19 protein-coding genes are annotated in these 23,921 nt (G+C 55.1%); 16 read left to right on the top strand and 3 right to left on the bottom strand.

Features of this window, described 5'->3' with window-relative positions; genetic code table 11:
• The 3 genes from AC0L8N_RS02475 to AC0L8N_RS02465 all read left to right on the top strand — a co-directional run bounded on the left by AC0L8N_RS02475 (window position 1) and on the right by AC0L8N_RS02465 (window position 4,016).
• On the top strand, window positions 1-1,362 hold the full coding sequence (locus AC0L8N_RS02475; RefSeq protein WP_473665999.1) for a phosphohexomutase domain-containing protein: 1,362 nt from the start codon (window positions 1-3) through the stop codon (window positions 1,360-1,362).
• Between the two features lie 187 nt (window positions 1,363-1,549).
• Entirely contained in the window at window positions 1,550-2,146 is a 597-nt protein-coding gene (locus tag AC0L8N_RS02470) for a PEP-CTERM sorting domain-containing protein (RefSeq protein ID WP_473665998.1), read from the top strand.
• A 472-nt stretch (window positions 2,147-2,618) separates the two neighbouring features.
• Window positions 2,619-4,016 carry a TIGR03013 family XrtA/PEP-CTERM system glycosyltransferase gene (locus AC0L8N_RS02465; RefSeq protein ID WP_473665997.1) on the top strand — a complete coding sequence of 466 codons (1,398 nt, stop codon included), beginning with the start codon at window positions 2,619-2,621 and terminating at the stop codon, window positions 4,014-4,016.
• A gap of 8 nt (window positions 4,017-4,024) precedes the next feature.
• Here the strand turns inward: AC0L8N_RS02465 and AC0L8N_RS02460 are convergent, their stop codons facing one another.
• Entirely contained in the window at window positions 4,025-4,960 is a 936-nt protein-coding gene (locus AC0L8N_RS02460; RefSeq protein WP_473665996.1) for a VanZ family protein, read from the bottom strand.
• Between the two features lie 103 nt (window positions 4,961-5,063).
• Here AC0L8N_RS02460 and prsK point away from each other — a divergent pair, with 103 nt between their 5' ends.
• From prsK to AC0L8N_RS02395, 13 genes are all read left to right on the top strand, one after another.
• Complete coding sequence (gene prsK, locus AC0L8N_RS02455) at window positions 5,064-7,100, top strand: XrtA/PEP-CTERM system histidine kinase PrsK (RefSeq protein WP_473665995.1); 2,037 nt, start codon at window positions 5,064-5,066, stop codon at window positions 7,098-7,100.
• 305 nt (window positions 7,101-7,405) lie between these two features.
• On the top strand, window positions 7,406-10,174 hold the full coding sequence (prsT, locus tag AC0L8N_RS02450; RefSeq protein ID WP_473665994.1) for an XrtA/PEP-CTERM system TPR-repeat protein PrsT: 2,769 nt from the start codon (window positions 7,406-7,408) through the stop codon (window positions 10,172-10,174).
• Between the two features lie 25 nt (window positions 10,175-10,199).
• On the top strand, window positions 10,200-11,753 hold the full coding sequence (gene xrtA / locus AC0L8N_RS02445) for an exosortase A (RefSeq protein WP_473665993.1): 1,554 nt from the start codon (window positions 10,200-10,202) through the stop codon (window positions 11,751-11,753).
• A gap of 33 nt (window positions 11,754-11,786) precedes the next feature.
• Complete coding sequence (locus AC0L8N_RS02440; protein ID WP_473665992.1) at window positions 11,787-12,419, top strand: XrtA/PEP-CTERM system exopolysaccharide export protein; 633 nt, start codon at window positions 11,787-11,789, stop codon at window positions 12,417-12,419.
• Window positions 12,420-12,426: 7 nt separating this feature from the next.
• Window positions 12,427-14,043, top strand: coding sequence for an XrtA system polysaccharide chain length determinant (locus AC0L8N_RS02435; RefSeq protein WP_473665991.1), 1,617 nt, complete (start codon window positions 12,427-12,429; stop codon window positions 14,041-14,043).
• An 8-nt stretch (window positions 14,044-14,051) separates the two neighbouring features.
• Window positions 14,052-15,020 carry a P-loop NTPase gene (locus AC0L8N_RS02430; RefSeq protein ID WP_473665990.1) on the top strand — a complete coding sequence of 323 codons (969 nt, stop codon included), beginning with the start codon at window positions 14,052-14,054 and terminating at the stop codon, window positions 15,018-15,020.
• A gap of 21 nt (window positions 15,021-15,041) precedes the next feature.
• Window positions 15,042-16,349 (top strand): hypothetical protein, encoded by a 1,308-nt coding sequence (locus AC0L8N_RS02425; RefSeq protein WP_473665989.1) that lies wholly within the window; start codon window positions 15,042-15,044, stop codon window positions 16,347-16,349.
• Between the two features lie 84 nt (window positions 16,350-16,433).
• Window positions 16,434-17,330 (top strand): XrtA system polysaccharide deacetylase, encoded by an 897-nt coding sequence (locus AC0L8N_RS02420; RefSeq protein WP_473665988.1) that lies wholly within the window; start codon window positions 16,434-16,436, stop codon window positions 17,328-17,330.
• A gap of 52 nt (window positions 17,331-17,382) precedes the next feature.
• Entirely contained in the window at window positions 17,383-19,326 is a 1,944-nt protein-coding gene (gene asnB, locus AC0L8N_RS02415; protein WP_473665987.1) for an asparagine synthase (glutamine-hydrolyzing), read from the top strand.
• Window positions 19,327-19,366: 40 nt separating this feature from the next.
• Window positions 19,367-19,615 carry an acyl carrier protein gene (locus tag AC0L8N_RS02410; protein WP_068614557.1) on the top strand — a complete coding sequence of 83 codons (249 nt, stop codon included), beginning with the start codon at window positions 19,367-19,369 and terminating at the stop codon, window positions 19,613-19,615.
• Between the two features lie 13 nt (window positions 19,616-19,628).
• Window positions 19,629-21,176 (top strand): class I adenylate-forming enzyme family protein, encoded by a 1,548-nt coding sequence (locus tag AC0L8N_RS02405; protein ID WP_473665986.1) that lies wholly within the window; start codon window positions 19,629-19,631, stop codon window positions 21,174-21,176.
• Window positions 21,173-22,168 (top strand): NAD(+) synthase, encoded by a 996-nt coding sequence (nadE, locus tag AC0L8N_RS02400; RefSeq protein WP_473665985.1) that lies wholly within the window; start codon window positions 21,173-21,175, stop codon window positions 22,166-22,168. The genes AC0L8N_RS02405 and nadE overlap by 4 nt, the downstream gene beginning before the upstream one ends.
• Before the next feature lie 85 nt (window positions 22,169-22,253).
• Window positions 22,254-22,733, top strand: coding sequence for an arsenate reductase/protein-tyrosine-phosphatase family protein (locus tag AC0L8N_RS02395; RefSeq protein WP_473665984.1), 480 nt, complete (start codon window positions 22,254-22,256; stop codon window positions 22,731-22,733).
• On the opposite strand, the gene AC0L8N_RS02390 is transcribed toward AC0L8N_RS02395, so the two are convergent.
• Window positions 22,730-23,158 carry an ATP-grasp domain-containing protein gene (locus tag AC0L8N_RS02390; protein ID WP_473665983.1) on the bottom strand — a complete coding sequence of 143 codons (429 nt, stop codon included), beginning with the start codon at window positions 23,156-23,158 and terminating at the stop codon, window positions 22,730-22,732. The genes AC0L8N_RS02395 and AC0L8N_RS02390 overlap by 4 nt on opposite strands.
• Window positions 23,097-23,912, bottom strand: a complete 816-nt coding sequence (locus AC0L8N_RS02385; RefSeq protein ID WP_473665982.1) for a hypothetical protein — start codon at window positions 23,910-23,912, stop codon at window positions 23,097-23,099. The genes AC0L8N_RS02390 and AC0L8N_RS02385 overlap by 62 nt, the downstream gene beginning before the upstream one ends.
• Window positions 23,913-23,921 lie beyond the last annotated feature (9 nt).

Raw genomic sequence — 23,921 nt, 5'->3', positions numbered from 1 at the left:
ATGCCTATCTCGATAGAATGTTTCAAAGCCTATGACATACGAGGCCAGATTCCTGGTCAGCTGAATACCGATATCGCCTACCGTATCGGTAACGCAACCGGTGCTTTTCTTGGCGGTACTGGCAATGTGGTTCTCGGCCGCGATATGCGTTTGTCCAGCGAGGAAATCGCCGACGCTGTGGCGCGCGGTCTCATGGATGCTGGCATGACCGTGCTGGATATCGGGCTGTGCGGGACCGAGATGGTTTATTTTGCGACCGGCCATCTGGGTGCAGATGGCGGCATCATGGTTACTGCCAGCCACAACCCGGCAGATTACAACGGCATGAAGCTGGTACGGGAACAGGCACGACCCATTAGTGCCGATACAGGCCTCGTCGATATTCGTCAGCTGGCTGAACAGGACGAACGCGCACTGGCCGCCTCCAAAGGGGAGCGTCGTGCTGTTGACGTGTTCGATGAATACATACGGCACATGCTGAGTTACGTTGATGTCGATGTGCTCAAACCGCTGAAGCTGGTCGTCAACTCCGGCAACGGCTGCGCCAGTATTGCGGTCGATGGTCTCGAGTCGCATCTGCCTTTCGAAATGATCAAAGTCCATCACGAACCGGACGGCACTTTCCCCAATGGCGTGCCCAACCCCTTGTTGCCGGAGAATCGCGAGTCGACGATCCAGGCCATTCGTGATCGCGGTGCGGATATCGGTATCGCCTGGGACGGAGATTTCGACCGTTGTTTTTTCTTCGACGAGCAGGGCGGTTTCATCGAGGGCTACTACATAGTCGGGCTGCTCGCGGAAAGCATTCTGGCCAAACACCCCGGCGGCAAGGTTGTGCACGATCCACGCCTGACCTGGAATACGCTTGATATGGTCGAGCAAGCTGGCGGTACTGCTGTACAGAGCAAATCCGGGCACTCCTTCATCAAAGAAACGATGCGCGCAGTGGATGGCGTTTACGGCGGTGAAATGAGCGCCCATCATTATTTCCGCGAGTTCTCCTACGCTGATAGCGGCATGATACCGTGGCTGTTGGTCGCTGAACTGGTCTCGCAGAGTGGCAAGCCGTTGTCAGCGCTCGTCGGCGAGCGCATCGCCCGTTACCCGGCGAGTGGTGAGATCAATCGAAAGGTGGCGGATGCCCCGGCGGTGCTGGCCATGCTGCTCGCGGCCTACGGCTCAGAGGCTCAGGACGTCGATGACCTTGACGGCTACAGTTTCGAGTTCGCCGACTGGCGATTCAACATCCGTATGTCGAATACCGAGCCGGTAATTCGCCTTAACGTTGAGAGTCGCGGCGACATTGAGCTGATGCAGGAAAAGACAGCTGAAATTCTGGGCAAAATTGAACGGCAGGGATGAGTGAGCCTCCTGCGCGGCCAGGGAGGTATGTCGGCGGGTTTTACAGATTGCATTTTTCTTGGCTAGAGAAAATGTCAAAAAACTTGCTAAGTTATTGTTTAGTAAATTAAAAAAAGAATATGGCATCAACTTTGCTTCGTTTACTGGCATATACACACACGCTTTAGCCACGGAGCGAGATAAAAAAATGAAATCCCCGATTCGTACCATCATTGGTTCAATTGCTGCGACATTGTTGCTGGCGAGCGCCGCGAACGCCGATCCGATCCTGGTTGATCCAACGACGGAAGGTTCTTCCGCTGAAGTCTCCATCAATTCGAGTGATTGCGTTCTTCGTTGTACGGCAAGCACCGTAATCTCCGGAGATCTCACCGGCATGTCCAATTCATTGGATATCGGTGACGAGTGGACGTTCGGCTTCTTTGACATCATCGTCGGCGGTCTTGGTTTGGTGTCCGATGCGACGGTTAGTGCAACTCTGGCGTTCAATTCACCGGAGTTCAGTGCGTCGGCAAACGGAAGCGGTAGCTACTTCACGTTTCTGGGTCTCGTCAGCGGCGGTTCGCTGACCTGGGATCAGCCGGAACATCTGGCATTGGAAGACGGTTCAGTGCTGGTTATCACGTTCGAAGACGTGTACGCCGGCGGTTTAGGTGGCCGTACCACCATTTCGGCAACCGTAGGTCACTACGCGGCATCGGTACCCGAGCCCAGCACGCTGGCGTTATTGGGACTTGGTCTTCTGGGTGTGGGTGTAGCGCGTCGACGTAAGCCGTCAGCCTGATTCGCATCGCGCGACCGCGCGAGCTGAACAGAACGAAAAAGGGGCCTCAGGGCCCCTTTTTTTTTGTGCTTGCTGATTGCCGGTTTCATTCACAGGTGCCGTTGATTTGTTTCTGTTCTACACCGGATCCGTCGGTAACAGGAACATTCGCCTGGTTGCTTGGAAACCATCAAGTCAGCAGGACAAAACAGCAAAATGCGGCACAGCAAGTCGTAGTCAATTGTCGGTTGATTCTGCGAGCTTACACACGCCGTTGTTTCGATGGTTGGTTTCGCATGCAGCGCACCAAAGTAGCGCAAACTTTCTTGGTCAGTGAGAGGAATATCACAACGTTGTAATTGCACAACCTTTACAATACGCCACGTTGCCGCTCGTGGGTGGTGACATGGGGTTAATTCGGGGTTGGCTGCAGGTCGACCGGAAAGTCCGGCAATGCGTGTCAGTTTGGGCGCAATTCTAACTAATAAAAATAATGCAAATTCGCATATTAAACAGTGTCATACGTGCACCTTTGCTCCTGCTCGCTTGCGTGGAGTTCTTGTTGTTGTGTGCGTCGGTATACGCCGGCTCGTACATCGTCTACGGCGACCTGTCACTGGCAGCCAGTATTGGCGGCTCGATTTTGCCCAAAGCAATCATTATGGCGCTGGTGATACTCACCAGTTTGATTTCCATGGGCTTGTATCAATTCAATCAACGCATGAGTTACCGCGAGACGCTGTTGCGGGTTATTGCCGGCGTCGGCGCCGGTGAATTGGTCATGTGGGCAATTTTCTTCGTTGTACCCATGATCACGCTGTCCCGGCTTGTTGTGCTTTGGTCAACTATTTGCGCCCTTGTTGGGCTTGCTGTCGTACGCTGGTATTTCCGCCGTAATGTCGACGAGAACATCTTTCGTCGCAAGGTGCTGGTGTACGGCGCCGGTGTACGCGCGGCCAGTATCGGGGACATGCGCCGTCGAGCCGACCGCCGTGGCTTTCGTATCGTCGGTCAGATTCGTGCTTCAGGGGATAAACCGTCGGAAAGCGGTGCTGCATTAACGGTGAACGGCAAATCAATTTGTCAGATTGCCGAGGAACTTGATGCTGATGAGATTGTAGTTGCGATGGATGATCGTCGCGGCAATTTACCGATCCGCGAATTGCTTGATTGCCGCCTGAAGGGCTTCGAAGTCATCGACTTGCTCGAATTTCTCGAGCGTGAAACCGGCAAGATTCGGGTCGACCTGGTTAATCCTGGCTGGTTGATCTTTTCTTCCGGTTTTCGGGTTTCACCATTGCGCTTGTTTAACAAGCGCATGCTGGACCTCGTAGTCAGCATCGCTCTGTTTCTGGTGAGCTGGCCGATAATGCTGATCGTGGCAGTTGCCATTAAACTCGAAGACGGTATGTCTGCACCCATACTCTATCGGCAATGCCGGCTTGGCGAAGGCGCAGTCCCGTTTGATGTACTGAAGTTTCGCAGCATGCGTGTGGACGCCGAGACTGACGGCAAAGCGGTCTGGGCAACCGAGGAAGACACTCGCATTACGAAGGTCGGCAATGTACTGCGCAAGTACCGGCTGGACGAGCTGCCACAAATAATTAACGTTCTTCGAGGCGAGATGAGCCTGGTTGGTCCTCGCCCGGAAAGACCAGAGTTCGTCACGCAGTTGCAAGAGAAGATTCCCTATTATTCCGAGCGCCATGCGGTCAAACCCGGACTAACCGGCTGGGCACAATTGCGTTATTCCTATGGTTCGACGGAAGAAGAGACGGTCGAGAAATTGCAATACGACCTCTACTACATCAAAGACCAGAGCTTTCTGCTCGATCTCGTGATCATCTTGCAGACGGTCGAAGTGGTTCTCTGGGGCAAGGGCGCTCGCTAACGGTCTGCTTAGGGTTCCAGACGCAAGTCCTGTACGCGGAATATCCGGCCAGCATCTTGTTGGCGGCCAAAGAGGATGATTCCTTCGATCTCAGCAAGTTCCAGTTCCCGATCACGCGGTGACTTCTTGACGTCGTCCAGGCTAATTCGAAGTACATGCATGCCCGGGGTAAGGTGGTATTGCCTGTTAAAGCGGTCGCTGTAATTCTGTTCGCCGGCCTGGTGAGGGCGATCATGAATACGGACATTCAGATCAAACGGGGTCGTGCCGTCAATCGCGATTTGCAACACAAGAGTTGAATAGTTCCGCCAGTCGGGCCACAGGTCGTGAAAGGTAATGCCGGGCCATGCGCCGTCCAGGAGTTCAACTTGTATCGCCGCGCCATCCGGCTGCGGAACCCGGGTAATCGATGCGAACTGACGGCGTATGAATACGTTCGATAGCGTAGAGTCAGGCTGCACCAGCTGTGGCAACTGTTGGAATCGTTCCAGATAAGCCAGAGAGGTTCTGGCAAGCGGCCACAATGCCCAGGTCAACATTCCCAACGCCAGCACTATGATCGCTGCAATCTGAACTCGTGTGAATGCGCTCGATGCCGTAACGACGACCGCAATGCCGATAAAAGCCGCGGCGCCAAACCAGTCGGACATCAAGTCGTGCCAAGAAGCATCGCGAGCGATTGGAATCTGCGCTGTCTCGCTAAGTGCACCTAACACCATACATATAAGCAGTGCTCGTCCGGCACGTAACAGTGGACTGAGTTTGCCAGGCAAGCTGGCAAAGATGCACAGGGAAATCAAGCCAAATGCCAGCACGTGGCCGGTATCGAAAGCAACTTGCAGCCACAACACGTTGGTCGGTGGCGCATAGAGATGTATCGTCAGCAGCAAGGCAGCGGCGATGAGTATCAAAGCTACTCGTGATTTGGTGGCAGATTGCTTCACGTGATTGATGGTCGGTCCAGGTTCACCGGTGTGAACTGAGTTGTTCCTGAGATGACGGCAAGCGTTACAATTCTAAACGAGAGCGTATCAAGGCTACAGTTCAATGATTGCATTCGGTGCGATAAGTTACGGTTTGGTTGGCGCTATGTACCTGGTGCTGGCTGTCCTGCTGTTCACTAATTGGCGAGGACACCGTGCCGGCGCCTATCTGGCAATTGCCAGCATGGTCAGCACGTTGTGGGCCAGCTCGCTTGCACTGCAGTTTGCCAGTGACTCGGTTGCACCAATGTTGCTGTTCCTTGCTGAGGTTGCGCGTGGCGCGGCCTGGCTGGCCTTTCTGTCGTACCTGGCAGGGCAGGCTGGTATCAGTCCTGCCATGCGCCGAATGGCGCACCTCGTATGGATTGCGGTCCTGTGTGCGGGTTTGTATATCTGGGTAGAGTCTGTTGCCCTGGGTCGCGCTGGTAACATCGGTTTCGTTCTTAACTATGGCGGACTGGCCATCAGTCTTGTTGGCCTGATCCTGCTCGAGCAACTCTTTCGCAATGCCACGCCGGCGTCTCGCAACTACCTCAAAATGCTGGTGCTCGGCGTGGGCGGAATATTTGCCTATGACATGTTTCTGTACTCGCAAGGTGTGCTGTTCGCAGTCAACGATACCGCGACCTGGATAGCCAGAGGCGCAGTCAACCTGCTCTTTGTCCCACTGATCGCAATGGCTGTGCGGCGCAGCCGCGAGTGGGGGCTGCAAATATTCGTTTCGCGGCAGGTAGTGTTCTATACGACAACGCTCACTACCGTCGGACTGTACCTGTTGTTAATGAGTTTCGGCGGCTACCTGTTGCTGCAGTTTGGCGGAACCTGGGGCAGTGTAGCCCGAGTCATGTTTTTTGCCGGGGCAGCGCTTGTCCTGTTTGTGTTGCTCTTTTCGAGCACCATGCGCGCTCGCTTGAAAGTCATCCTCAACAAGCACTTCTACAGAAATAAATACGACTACCGCGAAGAGTGGATGCGCCTCGTTTCGACTCTCGCCAATTTCGAAGACAGTTCGACACGGCAGATTGTCGTCAAAGCCATGGCTCAGATTGTTGACAGCCCAGCCGGTGTGTTGTGGATGCTGGACGACGATGAACGAGTTTACCGGCGTGCGGCCAGTCTTGATTACGATGTGACGGTAGCTGATATCGATGTCGATGACCCGTTGGTTGAGTTCATAAAGAAGGATAGCTGGCTCATTGACTTCGATGAATTCCAGCGCATTCCTGAAATGTACTCCGGACTTGAATTGCCAGAGTGGTTGGAGCCGCACAGCCGCGCATGGCTGATTGTTCCGCTGGTGTCGCGCCAGCAGTTGCTGGGAATGATCATGTTGTGTGAGCCACAGGTCGTACCGACGCTCAATTACGAAGATCGCGACTTGTTGAAGACCGTGGGCAGTCATATTGGTGTGCATCTGGCGCAGGAGAAGTCGGACAGTTTGCTGGTGCAGGCTGTGCAGTTCGCGGCTTACAATCGACTGACGGCATTTCTCATGCACGACCTGAATAACCTGATCGCCCAACAGTCACTGATTGTTGAGAACGCGAAACGCTACCGGGACAACCCGGACTTTGTTAACGACGCCTTCGAAACCATTGCCAGTGGCGTAACGCGCATGCGCAAGGTAATCGACCATCTCAATCAGCGATCGGCAGACAACCCTAAAGAGAAAATCGAACTCGGCAAGTTAATCATGCAGGTCACCTCGCATTGCGAGGACCGTGAGCCGGTCCCGGTGGCACGCGTTGGCGAACTGCCGGTGTGGATTTCAGGTGATAGGGATCGGGTCTTTATGGCACTTACGCATGCCATCAGGAACGCTCAGGATGCGACGGCGGACGACGGCGAGATCACGGCAATTCTTGAATCAACCGACGACCAGGCGATCATCACGATCACAGATACGGGCTGCGGAATGGATGAGCAGTTCATTCGCGAACGCCTGTTTAAGCCGTTTGACAGCACTAAAGGTACGCGCGGCATGGGTATCGGGGCTTACCAGATTCGCGAAACTATTCGTGCCCTTGGCGGTGACGTGGCGGTTAAATCCGTACCGAATGAGGGTTCCAGCTTCGTTTTCTCGCTGGTACGGTCAAACTGAGTCGATTGGCCGGATCTACGCGATCCATGATATCGCCGCTCAGCGCCGCTTCCTGACACCTCACGCTACACTCAATTCGGGCGCTACGAAGTTGCAGTTCTGTGACGCAAAGGCTATCTCGACTGTGACGCATCTCACACTATTGGGAAAGGCTATGTCGCTGTTTCTATGGAAAAAGTCTATACTTTGCGCGATCCGTCGCGGTATCGCTGACAGCAACAATTTGTACACGCATGGACTGCCGCGAGCGATGGCAGGTCTTTGATTGCGTGCCGCAGTTTTTCATTGACCGGCAGCCACAATTCATGACTAATCGCACCGCCCGCCAGATGGCACTCTACCTGCTGACCTTTGCTTTCCTGGCCGCCTGTCAGCCGTCGCCGGAAGAGCGAATGCAACAGGCCCAGCAGTATTTCGATGACGCTAACTACAGGGCTGCAACGATTGAGTTGCGCAACGTCCTGCAAACCGAACCCGAGAACGCGGATGCTCGCTTGCTGATGGCCCGCAGTTCGTGGCAACTGGGTGATGCGCCGACAGCCGAAACTCATTTCGCGCGCGCACTGGGAGCGGGCGGGAGCGGTGTTGAAATTTGGGTCGGTTATGGTCGAGCCATGCTGGCACAAGGCAAGGCAACCGAGGCCTTCGAGAAAGTGGTTCCCAATTTGCCGGAAGATACAGCCGATGAGGGTATGCAGGCATTTCTGGGTGATTTGTATTTCTCGTTGGGCAATGTGGACTCTGCAGAGGAACGCTATTTGCAGGCATTGGCTGTCGATCAGTCATCGCCTCGCGGTTTGATCGGCATCGGCATGATAGCCGCTGTCCGTGGACAGATGGACGTGGCGGCTGAGTCGTTCAACCGGGCTACAGAGGTGAATGCTGACTCGGCACTGGCATGGCTCGCACGAGGCAACTTCGAACGAGCGCAAAGCCAGCTTGACGCGGCGATTACCTCTTATCAGAACGCCATATCAGCAGAGAACGAAGAATCGACGCCGCCGGATAGAATTGCGGCACGCGGCAATCTGATCTCTGCACTCATCGATGCGACTCGTTACGACGAAGCTGGCGAACTGCTGGAACAAACCCGCGCCGATTTTCCACAACTCCCGCAACTTGAATATCAGAGTGGCCGCCTGGCGTTTGCACGTAACGATTACGACACCGCTCGCGAAATATTGCAGCAGTATTCTGGCAAATTCCCTGAGGACCCACGCGCCCACGCGATGCTCGGAATCATCAGCTTTTCGCGCGGCAATCTTCGGCAGGCCGAGTTTCACCTGATGCAGGCGGTACGTGGCGATGCGGGCAATGCCAACATGCGCCGACTACTGGCCGAGACCCAATTACGCCTCAATGAACCGGACGCCGCACTGCAGTTGCTCGAGTCGGCTGATGGTGGCGATTCGTTGTCACTCGCAATGCTTGGTCGTGCACAAATGGCGGCAGGCGACGCCGATGAGGCTATTCGCTATTTCGAACGTAGCGTTGAAATGGATCCGGAGAATTCACTCGTTGGATTGGCGCTGGCGACTACCTACATAACAGCTGGCAGGAACGAGAGTGCTGTCGAGTTGCTGCAGTCAATGCCGGAAACGGGTGACAGCGAGCTCCGCCGACAGACTTTGCTGATTACCGCGCTGCTGCGTGACGGCCGGGTAAACGAGGCAGTTAGTGAAGGCGAACGTTTGCTGCGTGAAAACCCGGATTCTGCCGATGTGCGTGTCGCAGTTGGCGCATTGCGCTACTCGTTGCAAGATCAGGATGGCGCACGTCAGCATTTCGAAGATGCGTTACGTATCGAGCCCACCAATATTGCAGCCTTGTTTAGTCTTAGCAGGCTGAAACAGGCGGCGGGCGATCTTCCCGGCGCGCAGAAGTACCTGGTCGATTTGCTTGCGGCACACCCATCGCACGTACCTGCGCTGATGTCACTGGCTGCTGTGCTTGAGGCGCAAGATCAGTTGGCCGAGATGCCGGCGTATCTGCGTCGTGCGACAGAGGCGGCCCCACACTCGGTAGCACCGCTAACTATTTTGGCGCGAACCGAGCTGGCCCTTGGCCGCCCGGATGCAGCACTCGCCGTTGTCGAGAGCGCAGATAAAGAATTCGCCGATGCGCCGGAAATGAGCCACATTCGTGGTCTTGTGCACCTTGCGCGTAACGAGCCAGAGCAGGCATTGCTGCAGCTGAGTCAGGCCGTGACCGCAGATCCTCGCAATGCCGCATTTCGTTTCGATCTGGCGCTGGCCCAAATGGCTGGCGAGCAATTCACTTCAGCCTTCGATACCGGCCGGGCTTTCATTGCGATGCGACCTGCCGATTTCCGGGGCGTGTCACTGGTCGTCAACGCGGCTGTTCGGGCGGGTGTGCCGGAGCGCGCGCGCGCGAGTCTCGACGCCTTTGCTAAAGCGAACCCAAATCAGCAGGGCGTTGAGGGTTTGCGTGGCGATCTGGAACTGGCTGCTGGCAACACTGAAAAGGCCATCGGACATTTTGAACGTGCCGCCGCGACCGGGTGGTCCCGGTCATTGGCACTGCGATTGTCCAATGCGTACCGCGTTGCGGGCAGCAGCAAGACGGCCGACCCGCTGATTCGCTGGTTGGATCAAAACCCGGATGATTCCGAAGTACGACTGGTCTATGCCCAAACGTTGACCGCCGCGGGGCAAGGTGCTGCGGCGCGGGCGCAGTACGAAAACCTGATGGAACGCGGTGAATTGAATGCCATCGGCCTGAATAATCTGGCCTGGCAATACTCGCAGGAAGGCAATTCCCGGGCCGTCGAGCTGGCTGAGAAGGCCCATGCGATGGCCCCTGACAATCCGCAGATTGCCGACACTCTGGGCTGGATTCTGGCCGGTCAGGGGGAGACCAACCGAGCCGTTGAACTGCTGCGCGAAGCTGCAAGCAAAATGCCGGGCAACGCCGAAATCGCCTACCACCTCGCGAGTGTACTGGCCGATGCCGGCGAAGCTGTTGAGGCCAAGCGGATCCTGGAGCGTTTGTTGGCATCAACGACCGAATTTTCCAGCCGGGCTGCGGCCGAACAGCTGGCTGCAAGCCTGTAATGGCCCGCCATCCGGAGAATGAGCGGTGAGTTCGACGTTGGCAGCAAGCGAGCAGTGTACGAATACCCGAGACGGGTCTGGCCCGTGGCCGACGCCGTGGGCGGTGCTGCTGGGTATTTTCGCAGTCAGTTTGCTGGCGCTATGGCCGACCTGGATGTCACTGCACGGTTTCTGGATCGAATCATCCCGCTATTCGCACGGCTATCTCATCGTCGCCATCATTGCCTATATGGTGTTTTGCCTGCGGCCTCAACTCGCCGGTGCAGCAGCCTCGCCGAGTCTGGTCGGATTAGCCGGGCTCGCGGTACTTCTGTCTGTGTGGACCATTGCCAACCTCGGCAGTATTCAGGCGATCCACCAGATATTGCTCCCGGCCATCCTGTGGTTGGCCGCCCTGTCTGTATTGGGCTGGCGACTGGCGGGCGTACTGTTGTTGCCGATTGGCTACCTGTATCTGGCTGTGCCGATCTGGGAAAGCGGCAATTTCGTACTCCAGTACTTCACAGTGCACGCAGTCGAATTTGCACTGGCCGTTGTCGGGATTCCGGCATTTATCAGTGGCAATTTTGTGAGCTTGCCGGCAGGGACGTTCGAAATTGCCAGTGGCTGCAGCGGGCTGCACTACCTGATTATTAGTTTTGCCATTGCGTTGCTGTACGCGTGGCTCTACGTCAAACGTATTGGACCGTCAATATTGCTGGTTAGTCTAGTTGTCTTTATTGCCTTGCTGACAAACTGGGTCCGGGTGTTCCTGGTGATCGTGGCGGGCCATGTCACCGATATGCAGCACTACCTGGTAACCGAAGATCACTACACTTTCGGCTGGATATTGTACGGCATAGCGATGCTGCCGCTGCTGTGGGTTTCCCGGAGAATGGATTGGCAGGCGTCTGACGAAACTGCCGGGAACTCGGTAAAGGCACCGCCACGACGTGCCGGCACACCGGCGCTCGGTATGTTTGCCTGTGTCGCTGTTCTTCTATTGGCGTCTTCCGCGATTATCTATGCGAAAATGCCGGTCATTGACGACGCGGAGGCCAATGTTCAATTGCCGGGTGATCGAAACGGTTGGGTTCGAGGCAGCGCAATGACGGATTGGCACCCGGTTTACAGCGGTAATAGCGCGGAAGTGCAGGCCAGCTACGTGCGCGGTGGGCAGCAGGTCAGTGTCTACGCAAATGTTTACCTGGCGCAGAGCCAGGGCAAGGAACTGATCGGCTACGAGAACCACATTGAAGGTCTGGAAGGCAGCTGGCGTTCAGTCGAGTCGGGGTTGGAGCAGCTGACGTTCGGCCAGGAAGGCAGCATGCCATTTCGCAAGTTGTTTCTCGTAGCGCGGAATGGCGCACAGCGCGCGGTGTATTTTCGCTATAACGTGGGTGGTCGTTTTTTCACCAGCGACTTACACGCGAAACTGTATTACGGGTTGGCGGTGTTTGCCGGACGGCCGGAAGCGGGTGTCGAGATTGTGTCAACGCGTTGCCTTGAAGACTGCGGAGATGCGCGAGACGTAGTACAAGACTGGCTGAATTCTTACGCGACCGGGCACCAGCTGGTAGTCGGCGCTGACAATGAATAACTTGCTCGGAACGAGCTCGAGCGGAGATTAAAGATGCGAAAAGGTATGCGGGAGATCACAGCACGACTGCCATTGGCAACGCTGTTACTGGCGGTGTTTGTGATCAGCGGTTGTGCGAGCAGTGGTGGCGGTGTGCCACCGGTTTGTCCGCAACCCGATGCGCGTTCTCAGGACTACGTCATCGGTGCAGGCGATACACTGGAGATCTTCGTTTGGCGCAATCAGGAGTTATCCGGCACCGTGCCTGTGAGGCCTGATGGCAAGATTTCGATCTCGTTGGTCGAGGACATGGTTGCTGTTGGTAAGACGCCAACTGAACTGGCGCGCGACATGGAAGAGGTCTTGTCCGAATACCTGCGTATACCTAAAGTAAATATTCTGGTTGCAGCGGAAGGTTCGTCCAATCAGATTCAGGTCATTGGCAGTGTCGTAACGCCACAGTCAATCGCCTATCGTGACGGCATTCGAATTCTGGATGTCGTCGTCGCAGTTGGTGGACTGGATGAATTCGCGGCTGGCAACCGCTCGCACATCGTCAGGCAAATTGACGACAGTTCTACTGAGTGCCGGGTCCGTCTGGATAATCTGCTGAAAGACGGTGACATGAGTCAGAACATCAACATGTACCCGGGCGATGTGCTGATAGTGCCCGAGTCGAGATTCTAGAGTAACTATGAACGATCTGATCATATTCCTGCGCCGGGAAATAGTTGGCGCGTGGCGTTACCGCTGGTGGGCTATGGGCGTTGCCTGGAGCATTTGTGTTGTTGGCTGGCTCTTTGTCTATTCGATGCAGGATGTCTATGAAGCGAACGCAAAGTTTTTCGTTGAAACGCGTTCCCGTCTTGACAGAGTGATCGGGGAGGTAACGACGCCGGATCAAGTGGGTGATCAGGTCAACCTGGTTAAGCAGGCGATGCTTGGCCGCCCCGTACTGGAGCAAGTGGCGCGGGAGACCGATCTGGACTTGCGTGCCAGCACAGCGATGGGCAAGAACGATCTGATCAGCTCGTTGCAACAGAAAATCGTTATTACCGGTTCACCGGGTATGGAACGGGCACCGCGTCCGACAGATGGTATTTACACGATCGCATTCCGGGACAAAGACCGCGCGATGAGCCTTGCCGTTGTTGAGGCGCTGCTCAACGAGTTCATGGTCGATGTGGTACGCGGTCGGCAGGACAGTTCTAAAGAAACAATCGAGTTTCTGCGGGAGGAAATATCGAAATACTCCGAGCAATTGAAGTCGCGCGAAAAAGCGCTTGCTGACTTCAAGCAGCAGAATGTCGGTCTGCTTCCAAGCGACAGTGGCGGGTACTTTAATCGGCTGCAGGATGAGCTTACAAACCTGAGCGGCCTGGAAGTCCAACTGGAGAATGCCCTGAGTCGCAAGGCAACGCTCGAGGCGCAATTACGCGGAGAAAATCCATTCGTAGACGAGCCCGGTACGGCGACAGGCAGTTCAGCGGGGGCGGCTCGAGTGGCTGGTAACGGGCCGCGCACTGAATTCGATACGAGGATCGCTGAACTGGAGGCGCAGCTGAGTGAACTGTTGCTGCGGTTTACGGACCGGCACCCGGACGTCATCTCGGTGCAGGAGCAAATCGATCAGTTGCGTAGCAGGCGCGCGGCCCGGGTCGAGGAAATGCAACAGAACGGCGGTACAACTACCAGTGCGATGGCGAACAATCCTGTGCATCAGCAACTGCAAATTGCGCTGAACGAGATTAATGTCGAAGTGGCGGGCCTGCGCAGTCAGTTGTCGCGGGACCGTGCGCGAATTGCCGATTTACGCAACAAGGTAGATATCATTCCTGCCATTGAGGCACAGCTGACTGAGCTGACGCGCGATTACGATCAGGTGAAGAGCACCTATGACGAGTTGCGGACACTATTGGAGCAGGAGGTAATTGCGTCCCGTAAACAGGAAGCAGCCGTCGTGAATTTTCGGCTGATCGATCCACCGTACGTTGGCAACGAGCCTGTTTCGCCAATACGCAGTCTGTTCCTGTTTGCCGTTTTGGTGTTTGCGCTGGGTACAGGTGGCGGTATTGCGTGGTTGCTGCACATGCTTAATCCCGTATTCCACGACGTGTCAAATTTGCGTGACATAACTGGATTGCCAGTTCTGGGTGCAGTCAGCATGACCTGGCTCGACCGTCATCACGCACACCGTAAGGTGGAATTATCATCGTTCGCGGTGGCAGGAGGCATGTTAGTAGTGACCTTCGTCTTGGCTTTGCTGGCTCAAGAGCCAGGCGGCCTGTTTATTCGTCAACTGGTTGGCTGAGGCAGACAATGAGTAAGATCGTAGATGCATTACGCAAGATCCAGGACGAACGTGGCGGTCGCCTGCCGGAAGTAGCAGAGCGCCCGCAGAAAATCGGCCGTATTGAAGCCACCAGCGTCGATACACCGGTATTGCTCCCTGACGACGCTGTGAATTCGGCAGCAGCTGTTTCAGTGCCTGAGAGAATCGTTCAAATCGACCGTGCGGCAATGCGCGACGCCGGTTTGATACCCCCGGCTGAAGATACCCGCAAGTTCGATGAAGAATACCGGGTTATCAAACGGCCAATCATCAAGAACGCTTTCGGCGTCAACGCTCAAGACATCAAGCAGGGCCACGTAGTATTGGTGACCAGCGCGCTGTCCGGCGATGGCAAGACATTCACCTGCCTGAACCTTGCACTCAGCCTGGCGCAGGAGAAAGACACCGCGGTAATTCTGATTGATGCGGATATACCGAAACCGCATATTTCAACGTTGTTGGATGCTCAGGACGAACCGGGTTTGTTGGATTTCCTGGATGATACATCGGTTAGGCTGGAGGAGCTGGAGCTCGCGACGAGCGCCGATGGGTTGACCTTCTTGCCAGCTGGAAAATTTCGCCAGAACGCAACGGAGTTATTGTCCAGTAAACGAATGCAGAAGTTGATCGATTATCTGTCGCGACGGAATCCGCGACAGATAGTACTTATTGATTCCTCGCCATTGTTGCAAACGACCGAATCACGGGCACTTACTGCATTTGCCGGTCAGACGGTCATGGTTGTCAGGGCTGGTGTAACGCCACGAGAAGCCGTCATGGATGCGCTGGCCACGCTGGATACCAGCAAGCCGACAAACCTGATTTTGAATCAGGTCCGATTTGGCAAGAACCGTGGCTACTATGGCGGTTATTATGGCAGCGACAGTTCAACTTATACGGACGATGGCCAACCGTCATCCAGCTCGTCATCGGCCAGTCAGGCAAACCACCGTTAACATCCCGGACCGGATTTCACCATGAACAAGAAAAATACAGTGTGCGCGCGAATTGGAGTATTGCTCTTAGTCACTTGCGTTGGTGGCACCGCTGCCGCGGAATTCGGTCTGGAACTGGAGGCCGGGATCGGGCATTCAGACAACATCGGGCGTCTGCCGGACAACGGCATCGATCCGCAAATGGACGAGATCGTCTACAACGCAGGGCTGAACATTACGTATGCCGATGAGAGTGCTCGGTCAGAGGTCAGCGTACGCGGATCTCTTAACTACATTGACTACGACGGCAATTCATTCGACAGTGAATTCTTGCCAGCATTGGATGCTGGCGCGATCTTTCAATTGATCGAGCGCAATCTTCAATGGCAGTTTCAGGGTAATGTCGGCCAACAGTCGATCGACCCGTTTTCGCCGGTAACACCTGGTAACCGCCAGAACGTAAGTTATTTTACAACCGGCCCAATGGTGCAAATTCCTCTGAGTGCGCGGTTTGCGGCGACATTGTCGGCAACGTATTCCGATGTAAATTATGAAGAGCAACCATTTGATAACGGTCGCTACGGAGCACAAGTGGGTCTGGTCCGGCAGCTGAGTGAGAATCGGTCGCTTTCATTCAATGTGCGTGGTGAACGAACCGAATTCGATCAGGATTTGTTAAATCCGCCCATAAAGCGTTACGACGCCTTTGCACGCTTTGAAACGGAAGGTGCACGAAACGAACTGGCCGTCGATCTGGGTTGGTCGCGCGCAGATCGGGGCGGCGTAGAAACCGAGGAGCCTTTGGCCGTGGTCGAATGGCGACGGCGGGTATCCGAAGTTAGCACATTCACCCTGGAAGCTGGCACGCGAGTGTCCGATGCCGCACAGAATTTCCGCGGTAATCAGGCTAACAGCCCGCAATTGGGTCAGGTACAGAATCAGACCAATATCAGCGCACCGTTTCGTGAAAATTTCTCGACAGTGAGCTTTGCGTACGATCGACCACGGACTGATGTGTATGTGGCACTCGACTGGAGCGATGACGCTTACGAAGATGGTGGGCAGTTTGATCGCACCTCGACGAGCGCGAATTTTAACGTGACGAGACGTCTCGGTAATCGATGGGACGGCAGCATCTTTGGACGCATATCCCGACGAGATTACAGCAATCTCGATCGTGATGACGAAGACCAATCCTACGGCATCAGCTTTGGCTGGCGTCAGCTTGAAACGCTGGATATTGACTTACGCTTTGAGCGCAGCACCCGTGACAGCAGTGACCCGGGCAGTGACGTTGCGGAGAATCGTGTTCAGCTCGTGTTTCGCTATCGTCCGCGATTGGGACGTTGATAGCCTTAAGAACAAATTTCTTTTTGTATAACTAAGCGGCTTCGCGCCATCCGGCCGCAACAGTTGCAGTACCCCGGAAAACTGATGACCAGAACACCTGCCCAACCGTTGAATGCGTTCAGCGTCGATGTCGAGGACTATTTCCATGCTTCGGCATTGGCCGAAGGCGTGCGCCGTATCGGCCGCGATAACCTGGAATTCCGGGTGTGCGAGAACACCGAACGTATCCTTGGCGTACTTGACGAAGCTGGAGTCACCGGTACCTTTTTCGTATTGGGCTGGGTTGTTGAGCGTTTCGCCCCATTGATTCGGCGAATTCGGGATGCTGGCCATGAAGTGGCCTGTCATGGTTATTCCCACGCGCTAATTTACAATCAGTCACAAGCCGAGTTTCGCGAAGAAACAATCAAGGCCAAGAGCTTGCTGGAAGATGCCACCGGTTCCGCGGTAGTAGGTTACCGCGCGGCCAGCTTCTCGATTCGGAAAGACACCTTGTGGGCGCTGGAGGTGCTGCAGGAGACGGGCTTCGAGTACGACTCGAGTATCTTCCCCGTGCACCACGACCGCTACGGCATTGCTGATGCGGTGCTGGAGCCGCACCGGCGTGAATTGCCGAATGGCGCGAGTATTGTGGAAGTTCCGATGACGGTATTACCCTTTGGTGGTGTCCGCATTCCAGTCTCCGGTGGCGGCTATTTCCGTCTCTATCCGTATGCTTTTACCCGTGCAGCAGCGCGGCGGGTCAATGCGGCTGGCAGGCCCTGGGTGTTTTATATCCACCCATGGGAAGTGGACCCGGAGCAGCCGAGGCTGGACGTCAAAGGGCTTTCGAAGTTCAGGCATTACAACAACCTCGAGAAGACTGAACCGAGGCTGCGTCGCATGCTCGACGATTTCTCATTCGGTTCCATGGCCGAACTGGTGCAGGCCAGCGGATTGCAATCAGAGCAAATTCAATGTGATAGCGATCACGCTGCCTGATTTGTTATTCGGTGATAATAACTACTTTGTGATCGCGGAAAGCTGAGTTCCTATGTGTGGTATTGCTGGCATAGCGCCTGTTGACGGGCGCGCGATTCCGGAGCGTGCACCGCTGGAGCGTATGGTATCCGCCATTCGGCACCGCGGGCCGGACGGCCGTGGCTATTACTTGTCGTCAGGCATCGGTCTTGGCCATGCCCGGCTCAGCATTATTGATGTTGACGGCGGTAAGCAGCCAATTCATAACGAAGACCAGACGGTGTGGGTCAGCTATAACGGCGAAATTTTCAACTACAAAGAACTGCGCGCCGATCTGTTGCAACGTGGGCACAGTTTCTACACTGAAACGGATACCGAGGTTATCGTTCACCTGTATGAAGAATACGGTGACAATTTCGTCGATCACCTGAATGGCCAGTTTGCGATATCCCTGTGGGATGAAACCAAACGACGCTTGATTCTGGTGCGCGACAGGGTCGGCATCCTGCCGTTGTTCTATACGATCAAAGACGGTCAGTTGCTTTTTTGTTCCGAAGTGAAAGGCATGCTCGAAAGCGGCTTGCTGGATGCTCGGCTTAGCCCGGCTGCACTCGACGAGGTATTTACGTTTTGGTGCCCGGTTGCACCTCGAACGATGTTCGAGGGAGTTCATCAGTTGCGGCCCGGTGAAATGCTGGTTCTGCAGAGTGGGCAAGTGCATCAGCGCCAATACTGGAACTGGAATTACCCGGTCAATGACGAGTTCCATCGGGCAGACGAGGCTGATCTGACTGCCGAACTGCGATCGTTGCTCGACGATGCAACCCGTATCCGCCTGCGTGCGGACGTGCCGGTTGGCGCGTACTTGTCGGGCGGGCTGGACTCATCATCGCTGGTCGCCATGATCAAACAGCAGGACGTGACAGACTTGCGCACGTTTTCGATTGGCTTCGAGAGCAAACTGCTTGACGAGAGTGTGCATCAGAATGAGATGTCTGCGTACTTGCAGACCGATCACAGCAGTGTAACCTGCCGACAAGGCGATATAGCGGAGCGATTCGTTCAGTCAATGTGGCATGCGGAAGTGCCTGTATTGAGGACCGCGCCCGTGCCGATGGGTATGTTGTCCGGCCTGGTCCGCGAGAATGATTTCAAAGTTGTCCTGACCGGTGAAGGTGCTGATGAGGTACTGGGCGGTTACGACATATTCAAGGAAGCCAAGGTTCGTGAGTTCTGGGCAAGAAACCCCGACTCATCCTGGCGTCCAGCATTGCTGAAGCGTCTGTATCCGTATCTGGATTTCGGTAGCAGCCAGAATGAGTCGTACTTGAAGGCATTTTTTGGCGGCAGCTTTGACCAGATCGATACGCTGGCGTTTTCGCACATTCCGCGCTGGAACATGACATCGCAGATCAAGATGTTTTACTCGGATGACTTCCGGGCTGGCGTGGTTGACGACGTACGTGAGACCTTTGCAACGCGCATGGCACCATGGCGCGACTGGAAGCGATTTAACCGCTGGGAGTATGTCGAGGCCAGTACCATACTGCCGGGCTACATACTGTCGTCTCAGGGTGATCGGATGTTGATGTCGAACTCCGTTGAAGGCCGCTTCCCGTTCCTGGATCACCGGGTGATTGAGTTCGCAGAGAAACTGCCGCCGAAACTCAAGATGCGCGCTATGCGGGAAAAGTACCTGCTGAAGCAGGCTATGCGTGATGATCTGCCAGAGTCGATCGTACGGCGCAGCAAGCAACCATACCGTGCGCCCAATGTTGAGGCGTTTGTCGCTGAGGCAGCCAGTTCCGGAATGCTCGATTTTCTGCACAGCGATGCTGTCAGTCGGTCAGGCTACTTTGATTCACGGAAGGTCGATCGATTGCTCAACAAAGCACGTCGGTCGAGTGGCCTTGGAGAGCGCGATAACATGGCGTTCGTCGGCATATTGTCCACCCAGGTCTGGCATCACCTCTTTGTTGAAGGTGCCGGATCGCAATTTTCAGAAGTTACCCCTTAGTGCGAAGCACTATATTTGAACCCACAGGAAGGCAATCAGCATGGCTTCAGAGCTGCAAAAGAAAGTTAAAGACTTCATTCTTGAGAACTACTTGTTCACTGACGATCAATCGGCAATCGGTGAAGACGATTCGCTGCTGGAACGCGGTATCGTCGATTCGACGGGCATGCTTGAGATCATCATGTTCATCGAAGAAGAGCTGGGCGTAAAGGTCGAAGATGAAGAAATGGTTCCGGAGAATCTGGATTCAGTAAATCGAATCGCCGCATTCGTAGCGCGTAAGCAATAACGACGGAATTCGCATGCCGCAAAGCATTGCACAATCGTTTCTTCGCTCGGTCGAACGGCAACTCTCGTCTGACGCTGTCATAGCTCCTCGCGGTACCTGGAGCTACGAAGCGCTGGCAGGTCTGGCCGGCGCGGTTGCGAGCTACCTGACGACGCTCCGTCTTGAACGCGGTGACCGGGTTGGACTGTTGATGCAGAACAGCGCGGAGTACATAGGCGTTTTCTACGGCGTACAGGTGTCGGGGCGGGTGACGGTGCCGCTCAATTTTCAGGAACCGGCAAGTGTCATTGCTCATCTGCTGGAGCACTGTGAGGCGCGCGTTTTGTTCGTGCAGCGGACTTACCGTGATCTCAAAGCGCTGAAGACGATTCTGCATGAGCGAGGGGTTGAGGTCGTGGTTGTTCAGCGCGGTGACGTTGACACAGACGATCAAAGCACCTGGGCGGACATACGACGCGCAACGACCACGGATTGCCAGCAGTACCTGGTCGATACGCGGGTTAGCGACCTCGCATCGATCATGTACACCTCTGGCACTACAGGGAACCCAAAAGGGGTGATGCTTAGCCAGCGCAATCAGTTTGCGAACACAGCTTCCATCCTCGGTTATCTGAACCTTAGCTGGATAGATCGTGGCTTTAATATCCTGCCGTTTCATTATTCGTTCGGCAATTCGGTTCTGCATACGCATATGACAGCAGGTGCCTGCCTCGTTCTACACGACAATGTCGCCTTTCCGAGGGTTGTATTGGCCGCGTTACAGGAGCATCGTGCAACCGGTTTCTACGGTGTGCCTACAACATTCAGTTTGCTGTTCGGCGCAGGCAACCTGGCGGATTTTGATTTCTCAGCATTGCGCTACGTAGCCCAAGCAGGCGGCCCCATGTCCGTTGACCAGACTCGCTTTTTGCAGGAGACACTGCCTGGCGTAGACATTTTCGTGATGTACGGTCAAACCGAAGCGACGGCCAGGCTGACATGTTTGGCTCCGAGCTTTCTATCGACGAAGATTGGGTCGGTCGGTACTCCCATTGCTGGCGTGACAGTACGACTCGGTTACGACGATACCAACCGAGGTTCAGCAGAAGCACCCGTCGATGTCTATGTGCGCGGCGATAACATCATGCTTGGCTATTGGAAAGACCCGGTCGGAACGGCAGCTGTCCTGAGAGATGGTTGGCTGCGGACCGGTGACCTCGGCTATATGGATGAGGATGGCTTTCTTTTTCTGACAGGTCGCTCCTCAGAGATGATCAAAACCGGCGCAAACCGCGTCAGTCCGCAGGAGATTGAAGAAGTCATCGCGGGGTTCGAGGAAGTAGAGGCGGTTGCTGCCTATCCGGTTCCGGATATGACGCTGGGACAGGCTATTGCCGTCGCCATCGTTTGCAAATCAGGTGCGGAACTGCCTGCAAAATTAGTACAGCGCCGCTGCAGAGCGGCATTGTCACCGTACAAAGTACCGAAGTATTTGAAATTTGTTGATGCGCTGCCGCGCACGAGTTCAGGAAAAGTAAAGCGGCTCGCTCTTGCCAGGGAATTTGAGGAGAACAAGCAGTGAATGATAAGAAGCCTACGTTAACGACCGAGTCCCTGAGCATGGACATGGATGCCGAGATTGAAAAGATCACGGCAAGACTACGCGAAATTCTCGCGAAGACCTTGCGCAAGCGCGGTCTCATCATCGCGATGTCCGGCGGTATCGACAGCTCTGTATCCGCAGCGCTGTGTGTACGCGCGCTCGGCAAAAAGAAGGTGTATGGCTTGTTGCTGCCTGAGCAGGATTCGGCCGATTCCAGTACGTCTCGCGGCGATATTCTCGCCAAACATCTGGGTATCGATTACGAGTTGTTCAATATTGCACCGACATTGGCGGCAATCGGCTGTTACCAGCAGCGCGACGATGCAATTCGAAGCGTCTATCCGGAATACGGTGATGGCTGGGCAAACAAGATCGTGATATCCGGCGGTCTGGAAGGCCGGGTCAATCACTTCATGCTGGTGGTGCGTTCGCCGGATGGGAAAATGCACGAGAAGCGTTTGCCGCTTACTGAATACCTGAAAATTGTAGCAGCGACCAACTACAAACAGCGTATTCGCAAGACAGTCGAGTACTTCCATGCGGACCGCCTGAACTACGCTGTCGTAGGAACACCGAATCGACTTGAGTATGACCAGGGCTTTTTCGTCAAGAATGGTGACGGTTCTGCTGATGTGAAACCCATTGCACACCTGTACAAAACGCAGGTCTATGCGTTGGCGCGGCACATGGGATTGCCAGAAGAAATCTGTTCTGCTACTCCGACGACTGACACCTACAGTCTGGATCAGGGGCAGGATGAGTTCTATTTTGCGTTGCCGTATCAACAGATGGATCTGGCATTGTATGCCTTGAACAACGGGTACAGCGCTGCGGAACTCGGCAAGGCACTGGGTATTGATGCACAGCACGCTGCCCACGTTTACAAAGACATTGAGAACAAGCGCTCAACGACAGGTTATCTGCACGCGGCCGGCGTACTCGTCGAAAATGTCCCGGAGATCGTAAAATAGCTGGGCAGGAGTTAGCCAGTTGATCGTTCGTATCGCACGTTCGCTACAACGTCGGTGGCGCCATCGGTGCTACCGGCGTCAAGCGGTGGAGGAAAGCCGGCGTAATCTGGCGTCGTCGTCGGGGCATAACGTGCTGGTCATGTGCTATGGCAATATCTACCGCAGTCCCTACATTGGTCAGAAGCTGCGCACCCAGCTTGTTGACTCACCGTGGCAGGTTCGTTCGGCCGGGTTTCACGACAGGGTTGGTCGACCATGCAGCACTAACCACGTTGCGATGGCGGCTGAATTCGGTGTTGAATTGGCGCAGCACCGTTCGGCACGCATCGATCAGGAGCTTGCCGACTGGGCTGATTTAATCGTGATTATGGATGGCTTTAATCGCGATGCGTTGCGCGCATTTGTTGCCACTGATGAAAAGGTGATCTGGGCCGGAGCGTTTAACAACGAAGGGCAAGCGGACATAGACGACCCTTATGGGCGATCTCCCACACGCATTCGGCAGATTGTCGAGCAACTTGATTGTTCAGCAGAGTCGCTTGCCACTGCTTTGTTGGCGCGCTAGCGTCGAAACCAGTTAAGCGATTCGTGCAACCACGGCTTGATGTCACCAAGCCTCAGAATCTCGAGCTTTTGACCCGGAACCCAGGGACAAAGCACTTTCAGAATCGAAACCAATCGGTTCGAGTGACCGGCCGGAAGTTGCAGTTCTTCGCGAGACTTCAGCAAGAACATCAAGAGCAAATCCACATCTCCCCACAGCCATCGTGAACGTACGCCGTAGCGGTACTGTTCGACCGGGGCGACGGTTTCGCCACTGGCGATGCGCACCAGTATGGACGGGAAGTCCACTCCGGCGTCGATAGCCAACTGCAGTGAACCCCAGAACCGGCCATTTATCTCCATTAGTTTCGGCGTGTTGTCGCGTTCATCCAGCTTGAACTCGACCATTGCAACGCCGTGCCAATTCAGCGCGCTCAGCAGTTTCAAGCTGTACTCGTGCGCGAGAGGGTTCAATGCGACACTTTCCCCGAAGCACGCTGACGCCGCCGGATGGCGGCTTTTCGCGAAGCCGCTTGTGCGCAAAACTGGCAACCGGGCGACCGTTGTCGAAACAGTAGAATAAGCCGATACCCGGCCCGCTGACTCTTTCCTGCAGCAACACCGGATACGCGGCGGCGGGAATGCTATCTAACTTCCGTTTCAGTGAGCTGGCCGAGACTGCATAGTCGACCCCGGTATACAGCCAGCCTTCGGCGGTCCTGACCCGGGAACGCGCAGGCTTAAGCACGATAGGGTAGGGGATCTGCAAGCTGTCGACATCAAGCTGACCTGGTTCCGTAACAGTAAGGGATACTGGCGTGGCGACACCAAGCTCGGCGGCCAGCGCAGTTATACCTTGCTTGTCAGCTGCTTTATCGAGTGCATCGGCTGCCGGCAGCGGCAAGCGACACAGGGCCTCGAAGCGGTGACGTTGTTCGGCAACGGGCAAGACACAAACATCGGTGATTGGCAGTAACACATCAATGTTCAACTGTTCGACGAGTGATACCAGCGAATCGACAAACTCAGCCCGCGACAGAGCCGGGTCCGGGTACGTGTGATGTTCATGGCAGTAACGCGAGCAGGCAGCCAGGCATTTCGGTGCCTTGCTGGTGACGATCACTTCATGGCCGGCTTTACCCAGCGAACGGGTGACAGCGAGCGCTGAGCGGCTGTTTCCGTCAGTAACAAGTATTCTCATGGCGGATTC

The sequence above is a fragment of the Woeseia sp. D3-10 genome (assembly GCF_055809415.1).
This window is presented reverse-complemented; position numbering and strand designations above follow the sequence as displayed.

What these genes read in the sequence shown, in the direction of transcription:
- AC0L8N_RS02475 (WP_473665999.1), top strand. Translation starts at nt 1, where the DNA reads ATGCCTATCTCGATAGAATGTTTCAAAGCCTATGACATACGAGGCCAG.
- AC0L8N_RS02470 (WP_473665998.1), top strand. Translation starts at nt 1,550, where the DNA reads ATGAAATCCCCGATTCGTACCATCATTGGTTCAATTGCTGCGACATTG.
- AC0L8N_RS02465 (WP_473665997.1), top strand. Translation starts at nt 2,619, where the DNA reads ATGCAAATTCGCATATTAAACAGTGTCATACGTGCACCTTTGCTCCTG.
- prsK (WP_473665995.1), top strand. Translation starts at nt 5,064, where the DNA reads ATGATTGCATTCGGTGCGATAAGTTACGGTTTGGTTGGCGCTATGTAC.
- prsT (WP_473665994.1), top strand. Translation starts at nt 7,406, where the DNA reads ATGACTAATCGCACCGCCCGCCAGATGGCACTCTACCTGCTGACCTTT.
- AC0L8N_RS02440 (WP_473665992.1), top strand. Translation starts at nt 11,787, where the DNA reads ATGCGAAAAGGTATGCGGGAGATCACAGCACGACTGCCATTGGCAACG.
- AC0L8N_RS02435 (WP_473665991.1), top strand. Translation starts at nt 12,427, where the DNA reads ATGAACGATCTGATCATATTCCTGCGCCGGGAAATAGTTGGCGCGTGG.
- AC0L8N_RS02430 (WP_473665990.1), top strand. Translation starts at nt 14,052, where the DNA reads ATGAGTAAGATCGTAGATGCATTACGCAAGATCCAGGACGAACGTGGC.
- AC0L8N_RS02425 (WP_473665989.1), top strand. Translation starts at nt 15,042, where the DNA reads ATGAACAAGAAAAATACAGTGTGCGCGCGAATTGGAGTATTGCTCTTA.
- AC0L8N_RS02420 (WP_473665988.1), top strand. Translation starts at nt 16,434, where the DNA reads ATGACCAGAACACCTGCCCAACCGTTGAATGCGTTCAGCGTCGATGTC.
- asnB (WP_473665987.1), top strand. Translation starts at nt 17,383, where the DNA reads ATGTGTGGTATTGCTGGCATAGCGCCTGTTGACGGGCGCGCGATTCCG.
- AC0L8N_RS02410 (WP_068614557.1), top strand. Translation starts at nt 19,367, where the DNA reads ATGGCTTCAGAGCTGCAAAAGAAAGTTAAAGACTTCATTCTTGAGAAC.
- AC0L8N_RS02405 (WP_473665986.1), top strand. Translation starts at nt 19,629, where the DNA reads ATGCCGCAAAGCATTGCACAATCGTTTCTTCGCTCGGTCGAACGGCAA.
- AC0L8N_RS02385 (WP_473665982.1), bottom strand. Translation starts at nt 23,912, where the DNA reads ATGAGAATACTTGTTACTGACGGAAACAGCCGCTCAGCGCTCGCTGTC.